Consider the following 13005-nt stretch of genomic DNA (forward strand, 5'->3'; position numbering starts at 1 on the left):
GTGGACTCGGACGACACGATCGTAGACCGCGGGGTAGGCGAACCCGACCATCTGCAGCGGCTGTGGACGCCTCACCGGATGAACTACATCGTCGACGCCGTGAAGCCGGGCTCGGCGGCGTCGTCCGAACCATTCACCGACATCCCCAACATGTCCGACGAGGACGGTCTGGTGGTCGCGCGCGGCGAGCTGGTCTACGCGGTACTCAACCTCTACCCGTACAACCCCGGTCACCTGATGGTGGTGCCCTATCGGCGGGTGGCGGAACTGGAGAATCTGACCGTCGACGAGAGTGCCGAGCTGATGGCGTTCACGCAGAAGGCGATTCGGGTGATGAAGGCGGTGTCGCGGCCGCACGGCTTCAACGTCGGACTCAACCTCGGCACGTCGGCGGGAGGCTCGCTGTCGGAGCATCTGCACATGCACGTGGTGCCCCGCTGGGGTGGCGACGCGAACTTCATCACGGTCATCGGGGATTCCAAGATCATTCCGCAGCTCCTGCGCGACACGCGACAGCTGCTGGCCGGTGAGTGGGATCGCCAGCAGTGAGCGATTTCTATCTGATGACGCGGGCGGCGTACGCCAAGCTGTCGCGCCCCGCGGCCAAGGGGGCTTTGCGCCTCGGGCTCACCCCCGACAGTGTGACCATCCTCGGGACCGCCGGTTCCGTGCTCGCGGCGTTGACGCTGTTCCCGATGGGTCAGCTGTGGTGGGGCGCGTTCACCGTCTTCGTGTTCGTGCTGGCGGACATGCTCGACGGGGCTATGGCCCGGGAAAGCGGCGGGGGCAGTCGATTCGGCGCGGTACTCGACGCGACGTGTGACCGCATCAGCGACGGCGCGATCTTCTGCGGGTTGCTCTGGTGGGCGGCGTTCGGACTGCAAAGCACCGGGCTCGTCGTCGCCACCATGATCTGTCTGGTGTCCTCCCAGGTGATCTCGTACATCAAGGCCAGAGCGGAGGCCAGCGGCCTCACCGGCGACGGCGGCCTCATCGAGCGGCCCGAGCGGCTGGTGATCGTGCTCGCCGGCGCCGGTCTGTCGGGGCTGTCGTTCCTGCCGCTGCACTGGTTGCTGCCGGTGGCCATGTGGGTGCTCGCGGTGACCAGTGTGCTCACCGTCGGGCAGCGGTTGCACAGTGTGCGCGTCTCGCCCGGGGCGATGGACCCCATGACTTCCGCCGACACCGTCGAGAAGCCCGAGACCACCGACCCATGATGATCCCGTTCGGTGACCACCTCAGTGACTGGGGCTACGCAGCCGGCTGGCGGCTCGTGCGTGCCGCCCCGGAGATCGTGGCGCGCAATGCTTTTGGCGCAGGCGCCCGATACGCCGCTCGAGGTGGCGGACCTGATCAGCTGCGCAGGAACCTGGCCCGGGTCATCGGCACTGCGCCGCAGGACGTGCCCGACGACCTGATGCACGCCTCGCTGGCCTCCTACGCCCGGTATTGGCGTGAGGCGTTCCGGCTGCCGTCGATGGACCACGACGAGTTGGGGCGCCAATTGGACGTCCTCGACATCGGCATGGCGTTCGATGCGCTGAAGGAGAGGGGGCGCGGTGCCATTCTCGCGCTGCCGCACAGCGGCAACTGGGACATGGCCGGGGTGTGGCTGGCGCAGAACTTCGGCACCTTCGCCACCGTCGCCGAACGTCTGAAACCGGAATCGCTGTACAACCGCTTCCTCGCCTACCGGGAGAGCCTGGGTTTCACGGTGATTCCGTCGTCGGGCGGGGAGCGGCCACCGTTCGATGTGCTGTCGGACTGGCTCGACGACAACGGCATCGTCTGTCTGATGTCGGATCGCGACCTGAGCCGCCGCGGCGTGCAGGTGGATTTCTTCGGTGAGCCGACGCGGCTGCCCGCTGGCCCGGCGAAACTCGCGCTGACCACCGGAGCCGCGCTGTTCCCGGCGCACTGCTGGTTCGACGGCGACGGGTGGGGCACCAAGATCTACCCCGAGATCGACACCTCGTCGGGCGACGTCACCGTCATCACCCAGGCGTTGGCCGATCGATTCGCCGACAACATCGCCACCTATCCCGCCGACTGGCACATGATGCAACCGCAGTGGCTGGCCGACCTGTCCGAGGAGCGCAGGGCGAGGCTGGAGGCGGGCTGATGCGCATCGGGATGGTCTGCCCGTACAGCTTCGATGTGCCCGGCGGTGTGCAGTCCCACATCCTGCAACTCGCCGAGGTGATGCACGCGGCCGGTCATGAGGTCAGCGTGCTCGCACCGGCCTCGCCCCACGCTGACACATCGCTGCCCGACTACGTGGTTTCCGGCGGCAAGGCCGTGCCGATCCCGTACAACGGCTCGGTCGCACGGCTGCGCTTCGGGCCGGCAACCCACCGCAAGGTCAAGAAATGGCTGCAGCAGGGCGATTTCGACGTGTTGCATCTGCACGAGCCCAACGCGCCCAGCCTGTCGATGCTCGCCTTGAACATCGCCGAGGGCCCGATCGTGGCGACGTTCCACACGTCGACCACGAAGTCGCTGACGTTGTCGGTGTTCGAGCCGATCCTGCGGCCCATGCACGAGAAGATCGTCGGCCGCATCGCGGTCTCGGATCTCGCGCGCCGCTGGCAGATGGAGGCACTGGGCAGCGACGCGGTGGAGATTCCCAACGGCGTCGACGTCGCCTCGTTCGCCACCGCACCGATGCTCGAGGGTTATCCGCGCCCGGGTCGTTCGATCCTGTTCCTCGGCCGTTTCGATGAACCGCGCAAAGGCATGTCGGTGCTGATGGGTGCGCTGCCTGCGGTCGTCGAGCGGTTCGCCGACATCGAGGTTCTGGTGGTGGGGCGCGGCGACGAGGCGGAGCTGCGCGAGACGGCCGGCCCGCTGGCCGGTCACCTGCGCTTCCTGGGCCAGGTCGACGACGTGCAGAAGGCCGCGGCGATGCGCAGCGCCGATGTGTACTGCGCGCCCAACACCGGCGGCGAGAGTTTCGGCATCGTGCTGGTCGAGGCGATGGCCGCGGGCACCGCGGTGGTGGCCAGTGACCTCGACGCATTCCGGCGGGTACTCGACGACGGCCGCGGTGGCCGCTTGGTTTCCGTCGACGATCCCGACGACCTGGCTGCCGGGTTGATCGACGTGCTCTCCGACGACGCACGCCGGGCCCGCTACATCGAGTGCGCCGCCGAGCTCGTGCAGCGCTACGACTGGTCGGTGGTGGCACTGCAGATCATGCGGGTGTACGAGACGGTGGCCGGCTCCGGCGTGAAAGTGCGGGTCGCAGGGTGATCCCGTGGGTGACCGCGGTGGTGATCGCGCTTCTGGTCGCCGCCGTCGCCGTGATCGCGCTGTGGGCATATCAGACCGCCCACCGCCTCGACCGCCTGCACGTGCGCTACGACCTGTCCTGGCAGGCGCTCGACGGGGCGCTGGCGCGACGCGCAGTGGTGGCGCGGGCAGTCGCCGTCGACGCCTATGGGGTCGGGCCCGACGGCAAGCGGCTGGCCGCGCTGGCCGACGCTGCCGAGCGTGCCCCGCGGCCGGCGCGGGAGGCCGCCGAGAACGAACTCTCCGCGGCGCTGGCTCGGGTCGACCCCGCCTCGCTGCCGCGCGCCCTGGTGGCCGAGCTGGCCGACGCCGAAGCCCGAGTACTGCTGGCGCGGCGGTTCCACAACGACGCGGTCCGGGACACCCTGGCGCTTCGAGAGCGCCCCGCGGTGCGTGCGCTGCGATTGGGTGGCACCGCGGCGATGCCCGGGTATTTCGAGATCTCCGAGGGCGGGGAGGTGTCGACGCGCGAGGCCGCGCCGCCGGCACCCCGCACGTCGGCGCGGGTGCTGCTGCTCGACGACGCGGGCGCGGTGCTGCTGCTGTGCGGATCGGATCCGCAGAGCCCGACCGATCCCGCACCCCGCTGGTGGTTCACCATCGGCGGTGCCGCGCAGGCGGGGGAGTCCCTGGCGCAGGCGGCCGCGCGGGAACTCGAGGAGGAGACCGGTCTGCGGGTGAGCCCTGACGACATGATCGGGCCGGCGTGGCGCCGCGACGCGACCATCGAGTTCAACGGGGCCGTGATCCGGAGCGAGGAGATGTACTTCGTGCACCGCACCGAACGGTTCGAGCCGTCCGACGGCGGGCGGTCACGGCTGGAACGGACCTACATCCACGGTCACCGATGGTGCGATGCGACAATCATCGCTGCACTGGTTGCCGATGGTCAGGCGGTCTATCCGCGGCAGCTCGCCGATCTGCTCGACGAGGCGAACGCCCTGGCCGACCGGCCCGACACGATCGACCGGCAGCCTGTACGCCCCATCCGCTGACCTGCGGATCGAATTGATTTGCCGCCGTATCTACACTGAATCGGTAGCGATTGAAGGAGTTGACAGTGGAAACCGAAGCCTTCGGTAGTCCGGCCCGCGGCACGGCGCGCGTCAAGCGTGGCATGGCGGAGATGCTCAAGGGCGGCGTGATCATGGACGTCGTCACGCCCGAACAGGCGAGGATCGCCGAGGGCGCCGGCGCGGTCGCGGTGATGGCGCTCGAGCGCGTGCCCGCCGACATCCGCGCCCAGGGCGGGGTGTCGCGGATGAGCGACCCCGACATGATCGAGGGCATCATCTCCGCGGTCACCATCCCGGTGATGGCCAAGGTTCGCATCGGCCATTTCGTCGAGGCGCAGATCCTGCAGAGCCTGGGTGTCGACTACATCGACGAGTCGGAGGTGCTGACCCCGGCCGACTACGCCAACCACATCGACAAGTGGAAGTTCACCGTGCCGTTCGTGTGCGGTGCCACCAACCTCGGTGAGGCGCTGCGCCGGATCACCGAGGGGGCGGCGATGATCCGCTCCAAGGGCGAGGCCGGAACCGGTGACGTGTCCAACGCCACCACCCACATGCGCAAGATCGGCGGCGAAATCCGCCGGCTGACGTCGCTGTCGGAAGACGAATTGTTTGTCGCGGCAAAGGAATTGCAGGCGCCCTACGATCTGGTGGTCGAGGTGGCCCAGGCCGGCAAGCTGCCGGTGACACTGTTCACCGCCGGTGGTATCGCCACGCCGGCCGATGCCGCGATGATGATGCAGCTGGGCGCCGAGGGCGTGTTCGTCGGCTCGGGCATCTTCAAGTCGGGTAACCCCGCCGAGCGGGCCGCCGCGATCGTCAAGGCCACCACGTTCTACGACGACCCCGACGTGCTCGCCAAGGTGTCGCGCGGGCTGGGCGAGGCCATGGTCGGCATCAACGTCGACGACATTCCGGTGCCCCATCGGCTCGCAGAACGCGGCTGGTAAAAACCCCACTGTGGCGATCGAAGAAATCCTCGACCTGGAGCCGATCGAGGTCAACATCTACCGCGGTGGTGTCTTCAGCCCCGAGTCGGGTTTTCTGCAGCGCACGTTCGGCGGCCATGTCGCCGGCCAGTCGCTGGTGTCGGCGGTGCGCACCGTAGACCCGAAGTTCCAGGTGCACTCGCTGCACGGGTATTTCCTGCGCGCCGGCGACGCCCGGTCGCCCACGGTGTACACCGTCGAGCGGCTGCGTGACGGCGGCTCGTTCGTCACCCGGCGGGTGGCTGCGATCCAGCACGGCGAGACGATCTTCTCGATGTCGGCGTCGTTCCAGACCGACCAGAGCGGCATCGAGCACCAGGACGCGATGCCGACCGCCCCGCCGCCGGACAACATGGTCGACTTCAAGTCGGCGAGCAGGGTCTTCGACGACGCCAGCTTCCGCCAATTCGACGAGTGGGACGTGCGGATCGTTCCCCGCGATCAACTGACGTTGTTGCCGGGCAAGGCTTCTCAGCAGCAGGTGTGGTTCCGGCATCGGGATCCGCTGCCCGACGATTCGGTGTTGCACATCTGCGCACTCGCCTACATGAGCGATCTGACGCTGCTGGGCTCCGCGCAGGTGAACTATCCCGACGTGCGCCAGCATCTGCAGGTCGCCTCGCTCGACCACGCGATGTGGTTCATGCGCCCGTTCCGTGCCGACGAGTGGTTGCTCTATGACCAGTCCTCACCGTCGGCGTGCGGTGGGCGGTCATTGACCCAGGGCAAGATCTTCAATCAGTACGGCGAGATGGTGGCCGCGGTCATGCAAGAGGGCCTGACGCGCTATCCCCGCGATTTCACCCGCGCGTCGACGTGAGCACGCCCCGGGTCGGGGTGCTGGCGCTGCAGGGGGACACCCGCGAACACCTCGCTGCACTTCGCGAAGCCGGGGCCGATGCCTGCACGGTGCGTCGTGTCGACGAGTTGGCCCGGGTGGACGGCTTGGTGATTCCCGGCGGTGAGTCGACGACGATGAGCCATCTGCTGCGGGAGTTCGATCTGCTCGAGTCGCTGCGGGCCCGGCTGTCCGAGGGCATGCCGGCGTACGGTTCGTGTGCCGGGATGATCCTGCTGGCGACCGAGATCGCCGATGCGGGAGTGCCCGGCAGGGAGGCGCTGCCGCTGCATGGCATCGATATGACTGTGCGTCGCAACGCGTTCGGGCGCCAGGTCGATTCGTTCGAAGAGGACATCCCGTTCGACGGCCTGGAGGGAACCGTGCACGCGGTGTTCATCCGGGCCCCATGGGTGGAGCGAGTCGGCGCCGGAGTGGAGGTGCTCGCGACCGCGGCCGGGCATCCGGTGGCTGTTCGTCAGGGCCGCACGCTCGCGACGGCGTTCCATCCGGAGGTCACCGGCGACCGGCGGGTCCACAAACTCTTCGTCGACTCCCTGACCTAGCGATTTCGGCGTGGTTGTCGTCGCTCAGCGACGACAACCACGCCGAAATCACGCCTGAGCCGGCAGGACGTGGTCGGCGACCTTGTCGGTGGACAGGCACAGTGAACACACGAACGCATCGTGCGTCTCGCACTTCGCCATGTCGGGGCGCTCGTAATCGTGATGGCACACATGGCATTTGAGGTGTTCGCCGGACGGGTTGCCCAGCTCGTCGTACATCGGGAGAGCGATGCCGTCGTCGGTGCGGCGCAGGTAGTACTTGCCACGGGTCGCCACGGCGAAGATGGGCGGTAGCACCAGGCCCAGGCCGATCGCGACCAGCGGTGAGTAGGGGCGGATCGCCTCGCCCAGGCCGCCGAAGAACGCCAGGATCGACACCCCGGCTGCGATCAGCATGGAGCCGAACCCGACCGGGTTGATCGCGTAGAGCATGCCGCGGCGGAACTCGGGCGCCTGCGGGGAGATCTTCAGCAGGTACTTGTTGATCACGATGTCCGAGGCCACCACGACGACCCAGGCCATGCCGCAGTTGGCGTAGAACCCGAGGATGGTGTTGAGGAAGTCGAACATGTTGGCTTCCATCAGAATCAGCGCGATGAGCAGGTTGAAGCCGAGGAACACGAGCCGACCGGGGTAGCGCTTGGTGACGCGGGTGAACGAGTTGGTCCACGCCAGCGACCCGGAGTAGGCGTTCGTCACGTTGATCTTGATCTGACTGATCACGACCAGCACGACGGCCAGGGTCATCGCCAGCCAACCGGGCAGGAAGTTCTCGTAGATCTCCAGGAACTGGTGCACGGGCTGATTGGCGACGCCCGCGCTCCCGGCGACGTTGGCGATCAGGTACACCGCGAGGAACAGCCCGACGATCTGCTTGATCGCGCCGAAGAACACCCAGCCCGGGCCGGCGAGGATCATCCACGTCCACCAACTGCGGCTGTTCTCCGGCGTTTTCGGTGGCATGAAGCGCAGGTAGTCGATCTGTTCGGCGATCTGGGCGATCAGCGATAGGCAGACGCCCGCGGCCAGCAGTGTGTAGCCGAGGTTGAAACCCCCGTTGCCCTGCTCGCCCTGATAGGCGAAGAACTGGCTGACCGACTCGGGATGGCTGACGACGAGATACACGAACGGTGCGACCATCAGGATGAGCCACAGGGGGGTCGTCCAGACCTGCAGTGTGGACAGCACTTTCATGCCGTAGATGACGAGCGGGAAGATGATCAGCGTGGATACCGCGTAGCCGATCCACACCGGAATGCCGAGCCCCAGTTGCAATCCCTGGGCCATGATCGATCCCTCGAGCGCGAAGAAGATGAACGTGAACGTCGCCATGATGACGTTGGTGACGACGGAGCCGTAATAGCCGAATCCGCTTCCGCGCGTGATGAGGTCGAGATCCATGTTGTAGCGCGCTGCGTAGTAGGCCAGCGGGAAGCCGGTCAGGAAGATCACGACGGCGAAGATGAGGATGCCCCACAGCGCGTTGGTGGTGCCGTAGGAAATGCCGATGTTGGCGCCGATCGCGAAGTCGGCGAGGTAGGCGATGCCGCCGAGAGCGGAGATGCCGACCACCCTCGTGGACCACTTGCGGTAGCTGCGGGGAGCGAAGCGCAGCGTGTAGTCCTCGAGGGTTTCTTTGGTGGCAGTCAGCCGGTCGAGGTCGGCATCGGGTGCGGCGTTGCGCACGTCATCGCCGATTTCCTGGGTCATTCGGCAAAGCTAGGACTGCCCTGTTTCGCCGATGTTGCACCCGTGTTAGCGCTGCGGCGCTCAGCGAATTGCCAGCCCGGTGATCGCGCGCGCCATCACCAGGCGTTGGATCTCGCTGGTGCCTTCGAAGATCGTGAAGATCTTGGCGTCCCGGTGCATCCGCTCCACCGGGTATTCGCGGGTGTAGCCGTTGCCGCCCAGGATCTGGATCGCCTCGTCGGTGACGTAGACGGCGGCTTCGCTGGCCACCAGCTTGGCCATCGAACCTTCGGCGGAATCGAAGGCTTTACCGTTGCGGGCCATCCAGCCGGCGCGGTACACCAGCAGCCGGGCGGCGTCGATGCGGGCCTTCATGTCGGCCAATTTGAAGGCGACAGCCTGGAATTCGCCGATCTTGCGGCCGAACTGCTCGCGTTCGGCGGCGTAGTCGCGGGCGTATTCGTAGGCGGCGCGTGCCACACCGACGGCCATGGCGCCGACGGTCGGGCGGGTGCGCTCGAAGGTCGCCATCGCGGCCTGGCCGGCGGCCTTCTTGCCGTCGCGCACCTTGGCGATGCGGGCGTCGAACTTCTCCTTGCCGCCCACGATCAGCCGGCCGGGGATGCGGACGTCGTCGAGTACCACCTCGGCCGTGTGCGAGGCGCGGATGCCGTGCTTGAGGAACTTCTGGCCCTGGCTGAGGCCCGCGGTGCCGGGCGGGATGATGAATGATGCCTGGCCGCGGGTGCCCAACTCGGGATGCACCGAGGCGACGACGACGTGCACGTTGGCGATGCCGCCATTGGTGGCCCATGTCTTGGTGCCGTTGAGCACCCATTCGTCGGTGGCCTCGTCGTAGCGGGCGCGGGTCAGGATCGAGCCGACGTCGGAGCCGGCGTTGGGCTCGGACGAACAGAACGCCGCGACCTTGGGATCGTCGACGGAGCCGAACATCTGGGGCACCCATTCGCCGACCTGCTCGGGGGTGCCGTTCGCGGCGACGGACGCCGCGGCCAGGCCGGTGCCGAGGATGGACAGCGCGATGCCGGCGTCACCCCAGAACAGCTCCTCGAACGCGACGATCATGCCCAGCCCGCTGGGCTCGGCAGCCTGCTCGGCGAAGAACTCCACGGAGTACAGCCCCACCTTGGCGGCTTCCTGGATGATCGGCCACGGGGTTTCCTCGCGCTCGTCCCACTCCGCGGCAGCGGGGCGGACGACGTCGTTGGCAAACTCGTGGACCCACTTCTGCACGTCGAGCAGGTCCGAGGACAACTCCAGGGAGAACGTCATGCAACGGGATCTTACTCCGGAGTAAGAATCGCAGATAGGGACTGTGTTTCAGCTAACACGGGGATGAGCAGCCGCGATGCGGAGTGCACGGTGTTGACGCTGCTGGTGCCGACGCTGGCGTGGCGGAAGTTCATGATTGCCGGCGTCTGCGGATTCTGGTCGTCACTGGTGAGCACCAGCTCGAGGCGGTGGCCCGCCGCGAAGCGACGGGCGTTGGCCACCAGGGGAATGCGATAGACGACCACATCACCGACAGGCACCGCCACCGCGCGGTCGCACCGCAGCTCGGGCGCCCCGTCGCGGCTCTGCGCCTCGTCGACCGTGCGAAGGCCGGCGCGCAGCCACCCGGCTGTCACCTCGGCGACGTCTCCGTCGGGCGCCACGTCGCGCAGCGTGGCCAGCCACGCGGTGTCGGTCGCGGTGGCGGCGGCATGCAGCCGCAGCTCGATGGGGCCGACGACGTCGAGTGCGGCAGGCAGCGGATCGGTGGTCCACGTGAGCGCGACGGGCGGATCGATCGGACTCGACGTGACGCGGTTCAGGCCGGCGCCCAGCGTGAGGTACTCCCGTGTGCCGGGTGCGCCCTCGTCCTCGGAGAGTGCGCCGTCCGCACGCAAGGCGAACTCCCGGTAGTCCGCGCGCGGCGGCCAGCTGCCGCTGGTGTGCCAACCGTCGGCGCCCGGCAGGACGTAGCGCACGGGTGGGCCGTCCATGATTCCGGTGTCGGCGCCCTTGAGCCAGTGGTCGTACCAGGCAAGCGCTTCGGTGTGCAGGCTCTCCCAGGGCCAGGTCAGGCCGTATCGGCCCAGCATCGCCATTCGCACATTCGGGTTGTGTTGCAACGCTTTCCACGCGGTGAACGTGGAGGGCAGGTGCAGTGGCACGTTCTCCCAGTCGCAGCCCAGGTAGACGGGGATCTCGACGTTGCTCAGCAGCGGCAGCAGATTGCGCTCCTCCCACCACTCGTCACGCAGAGGATGTCTGACCATCGTGTCGAGCCACAGGTCGTCCCACGGGTGTGGTTGATGCGGCACCTTGAGGAGCTGGCGCATCATCGTGACGGCGGCCTCGCCGTTCATCGTGGCGAACTTCGCGTGCACCTGGGGGAGGTTCAGGATGCGGCGGGCCACCGCCAGCGCAGGGTTCCGGCGCCAGAACGCATCGCTGCGGTCGGAGGTCAGTCCCATCATCGCCAGGAACGGCGTGATGAACGACGAACTCGCCAGGCCGTGGTGCGACGCCGCCTCGTAGAGATCGGCGGTCGCGGCGACGGGGAAGATCGCGCGCAGGTGCGGCGGCCGCTCGACGGCGGCCTCCAGCTGGGTCATCGCGAAGTAACTGATGCCGATCATGCCGACGTTGCCGTCGCACCACGGTTGGGCGGCCGCCCACTCGACCAGGTCGTACATGTCGTGTCGTTCCTGGGCGTCCATGAAGCCGAACACCCCGCCCGAGCCGCCGGTGCCACGCACGTTGGCGATCAGGTGCACGTAGCCGCGGGGCACCCAGAAATCCGTCGCACCCGCCTCGATGAAACCGGCGGGCGCACCGAGGTCCTGCATCTGCCTGGGGTAGGGCGACGCGGCGATGAGTGCCGGGAACCGGCCGTCCGCACGAGGGAGGTGTACGTCGGCCATCAGGTCGACGCCGTCGCGCAGCGCGACGCGCTGGTTGATCAGGTGTCTGACACCGAAGCTCGGCCGGCTCAGGTTGCGGTAGTCGCGCCCGGTGTCCTGAGGTCCGTTGAGCCGCCGTTCCGTCATAGTTTCACGGTATGGTGAAACTAGTTTCAACGCAAGGTGAAACTCATGGGTACGATGCTCACCGTGTTGACCGTCCCGGGGCCGCGTGATGAACGTGGTGTGCTCGCTGCGCGCATCCTGATCGCGGCCCGGGAAGCGTTCGCCGACACCGGGTACGCCGGCACCACGATCCGGTCCGTCGCGCGGGCCGCCGACGTGGATCCGGCGCTGGTCTACCACTACTTCGGGTCCAAGGAGGCACTGCTCGACGCTGCGACCGATCCGCCGCAGCGCTGGCTGGACGGCGTGGCCGCGACCTGGGCGACGCCGGTCGACCGGTTGGGGGAGGCGCTGATCCGGCTGATGCTCGGCGCGTGGGCCGACGACGAGATCGGCCCGGTGTTACGGGCGATCCTGCAGACCGCGGCGCACGAGGCGACCACCCGCGAGAAGTTGCGCCGCGTGGTGGAGAGCAGCCTGCTGGGGGTGTCGCAACTGGGAGACGACGACGCCGATCGCCTGACGCGCAGCGGACTGATCTCCTCGCAGCTGATGGGCTTGGCGATGGTCCGATACGTCTGGCGCATCGAACCCGTCGCATCGATGACCGACGACGCGCTGGTGGCCGCGGTGGCACCCGCGCTGCAGCGCTACATCGAGCACGACCTGGGCTGACGGGCACGTAGACTGGTCCATCGGACTTCTACGTAGGTCGACGTGACAGTCGATGTGAGTGTCGGTGTGAAAGAGGTAGCGAGTAGATGAGCGGCCATTCCAAGTGGGCCACCACAAAGCACAAGAAGGCCGTGATCGACGCACGTCGCGGCAAGAACTTCGCCAAGCTGATCAAGAACATCGAGGTCGCGGCGCGGACCGGCGGCGGCGATCCGGCCGGCAACCCGACCCTCTACGACGCCATTCAGAAGGCCAAGAAGAACTCGGTGCCCAACGACAACATCGAGCGCGCCCGCAAGCGCGGCGCAGGCGAAGAAGCCGGTGGTGCGGACTGGCAGACCATCACCTATGAGGGCTACGGCCCCAACGGCGTCGCCGTGCTGGTCGAATGTCTGACCGACAACCGCAACCGGGCCGCCGGTGAGGTCCGGGTAGCGATGACCCGCAACGGCGGCAACATGGCCGATCCGGGTTCGGTGTCCTATCTGTTCACCCGCAAGGGCGTGGTGACGCTGGAGAAGAACGCGCTGACCGAGGATGACGTGCTGGCCGCCGTGCTCGACGCCGGCGCCGAGGACGTCAACGACCTGGGCGACAGCTTCGAGATCATCTCCGAACCGACCGATCTGGTCGCGGTGCGGACGGCGCTGCAGGACGCGGGTATCGACTACGAGTCCGCCGAGGCCACGTTCCAGCCGTCGGTGAGCGTCCCAGTGGACCTCGAGGGTGCCCGCAAGGTGCTCAAGCTCGTCGATGCGCTCGAAGACAGTGACGACGTGCAGGACGTCTACACCAACATCGACATCCCCGACGACGTCGCGGCCGCGCTCGACGAGGAGTGAGCTGACCACGCCGGCGGGCGATCGCCCGTTGGCGTTCCGTCTGGACGGTCAGCCATCGTTCGAG

13 protein-coding genes are annotated in these 13005 nt (G+C 67.5%); 10 read left to right on the plus strand and 3 right to left on the minus strand.

What is annotated here, in order from left to right; all coding sequences use genetic code 11:
• From ACZ50N_RS10845 to pdxT, 8 genes are all read left to right on the plus strand, one after another.
• On the plus strand, positions 1-549 hold the full coding sequence (locus ACZ50N_RS10845; protein ID WP_133414450.1) for an ATP adenylyltransferase: 549 nt from the start codon (positions 1-3) through the stop codon (positions 547-549).
• On the plus strand, positions 546-1217 hold the full coding sequence (gene pgsA / locus ACZ50N_RS10850) for a phosphatidylinositol phosphate synthase (protein ID WP_464475329.1): 672 nt from the start codon (positions 546-548) through the stop codon (positions 1215-1217). The genes ACZ50N_RS10845 and pgsA overlap by 4 nt, the downstream gene beginning before the upstream one ends.
• Positions 1214-2122, plus strand: a complete 909-nt coding sequence (locus tag ACZ50N_RS10855; protein ID WP_046366061.1) for a phosphatidylinositol mannoside acyltransferase — start codon at positions 1214-1216, stop codon at positions 2120-2122. Before pgsA ends, ACZ50N_RS10855 begins: the two co-directional genes overlap by 4 nt.
• A complete protein-coding gene (locus ACZ50N_RS10860) occupies positions 2122-3252 on the plus strand; it encodes a glycosyltransferase family 4 protein (protein ID WP_464475330.1) in 1131 nt (376 codons plus the stop codon). Before ACZ50N_RS10855 ends, ACZ50N_RS10860 begins: the two co-directional genes overlap by 1 nt.
• The gene (locus ACZ50N_RS10865; protein ID WP_464475331.1) at positions 3249-4286 is read left to right on the plus strand and encodes an NUDIX hydrolase; all 1038 of its coding nucleotides are present in this window, start codon (positions 3249-3251) and stop codon (positions 4284-4286) included. The genes ACZ50N_RS10860 and ACZ50N_RS10865 overlap by 4 nt, the downstream gene beginning before the upstream one ends.
• A gap of 65 nt (positions 4287-4351) precedes the next feature.
• A complete protein-coding gene (gene pdxS / locus ACZ50N_RS10870; RefSeq protein ID WP_046366064.1) occupies positions 4352-5257 on the plus strand; it encodes a pyridoxal 5'-phosphate synthase lyase subunit PdxS in 906 nt (301 codons plus the stop codon).
• Positions 5258-5267: 10 nt separating this feature from the next.
• Positions 5268-6116: an acyl-CoA thioesterase II gene (gene tesB, locus ACZ50N_RS10875; RefSeq protein WP_464475332.1), complete on the plus strand. Its 849-nt coding sequence runs from the start codon at positions 5268-5270 to the stop codon at positions 6114-6116.
• Positions 6113-6700, plus strand: coding sequence for a pyridoxal 5'-phosphate synthase glutaminase subunit PdxT (gene pdxT / locus ACZ50N_RS10880; protein ID WP_133414447.1), 588 nt, complete (start codon positions 6113-6115; stop codon positions 6698-6700). Before tesB ends, pdxT begins: the two co-directional genes overlap by 4 nt.
• A gap of 48 nt (positions 6701-6748) precedes the next feature.
• Here the strand turns inward: pdxT and ACZ50N_RS10885 are convergent, their stop codons facing one another.
• The 3 genes from ACZ50N_RS10885 to ACZ50N_RS10895 are packed head-to-tail and all read right to left on the minus strand — an operon-like array spanning position 6749 to position 11445.
• Positions 6749-8410: a purine-cytosine permease family protein gene (locus tag ACZ50N_RS10885; RefSeq protein ID WP_464475333.1), complete on the minus strand. Its 1662-nt coding sequence runs from the start codon at positions 8408-8410 to the stop codon at positions 6749-6751.
• A 60-nt stretch (positions 8411-8470) separates the two neighbouring features.
• Positions 8471-9682: an acyl-CoA dehydrogenase family protein gene (locus tag ACZ50N_RS10890; RefSeq protein ID WP_464475334.1), complete on the minus strand. Its 1212-nt coding sequence runs from the start codon at positions 9680-9682 to the stop codon at positions 8471-8473.
• 11 nt (positions 9683-9693) lie between these two features.
• On the minus strand, positions 9694-11445 hold the full coding sequence (locus ACZ50N_RS10895) for a CocE/NonD family hydrolase (protein WP_464475335.1): 1752 nt from the start codon (positions 11443-11445) through the stop codon (positions 9694-9696).
• A gap of 54 nt (positions 11446-11499) precedes the next feature.
• Between ACZ50N_RS10895 and ACZ50N_RS10900 the strand changes: the two genes are divergently transcribed.
• Positions 11500-12099 carry a TetR/AcrR family transcriptional regulator gene (locus tag ACZ50N_RS10900; RefSeq protein ID WP_464475619.1) on the plus strand — a complete coding sequence of 200 codons (600 nt, stop codon included), beginning with the start codon at positions 11500-11502 and terminating at the stop codon, positions 12097-12099.
• A gap of 86 nt (positions 12100-12185) precedes the next feature.
• Positions 12186-12941 carry a YebC/PmpR family DNA-binding transcriptional regulator gene (locus ACZ50N_RS10905; protein ID WP_046364841.1) on the plus strand — a complete coding sequence of 252 codons (756 nt, stop codon included), beginning with the start codon at positions 12186-12188 and terminating at the stop codon, positions 12939-12941.
• The last annotated feature ends 64 nt before the right edge of the window (positions 12942-13005 follow it).

The sequence above is a fragment of the Mycolicibacterium obuense genome, assembly GCF_055397605.1.

Coding starts and splice junctions, on each gene's coding strand:
- ACZ50N_RS10885 (WP_464475333.1), bottom strand. CDS start 8,410: ATGACCCAGGAAATCGGCGATGACGTGCGCAACGCCGCACCCGATGCC.
- ACZ50N_RS10860 (WP_464475330.1), top strand. CDS start 2,122: ATGCGCATCGGGATGGTCTGCCCGTACAGCTTCGATGTGCCCGGCGGT.
- ACZ50N_RS10900 (WP_464475619.1), top strand. CDS start 11,500: ATGCTCACCGTGTTGACCGTCCCGGGGCCGCGTGATGAACGTGGTGTG.
- ACZ50N_RS10890 (WP_464475334.1), bottom strand. CDS start 9,682: ATGACGTTCTCCCTGGAGTTGTCCTCGGACCTGCTCGACGTGCAGAAG.
- ACZ50N_RS10855 (WP_046366061.1), top strand. CDS start 1,214: ATGATGATCCCGTTCGGTGACCACCTCAGTGACTGGGGCTACGCAGCC.
- ACZ50N_RS10895 (WP_464475335.1), bottom strand. CDS start 11,445: ATGACGGAACGGCGGCTCAACGGACCTCAGGACACCGGGCGCGACTAC.
- ACZ50N_RS10905 (WP_046364841.1), top strand. CDS start 12,186: ATGAGCGGCCATTCCAAGTGGGCCACCACAAAGCACAAGAAGGCCGTG.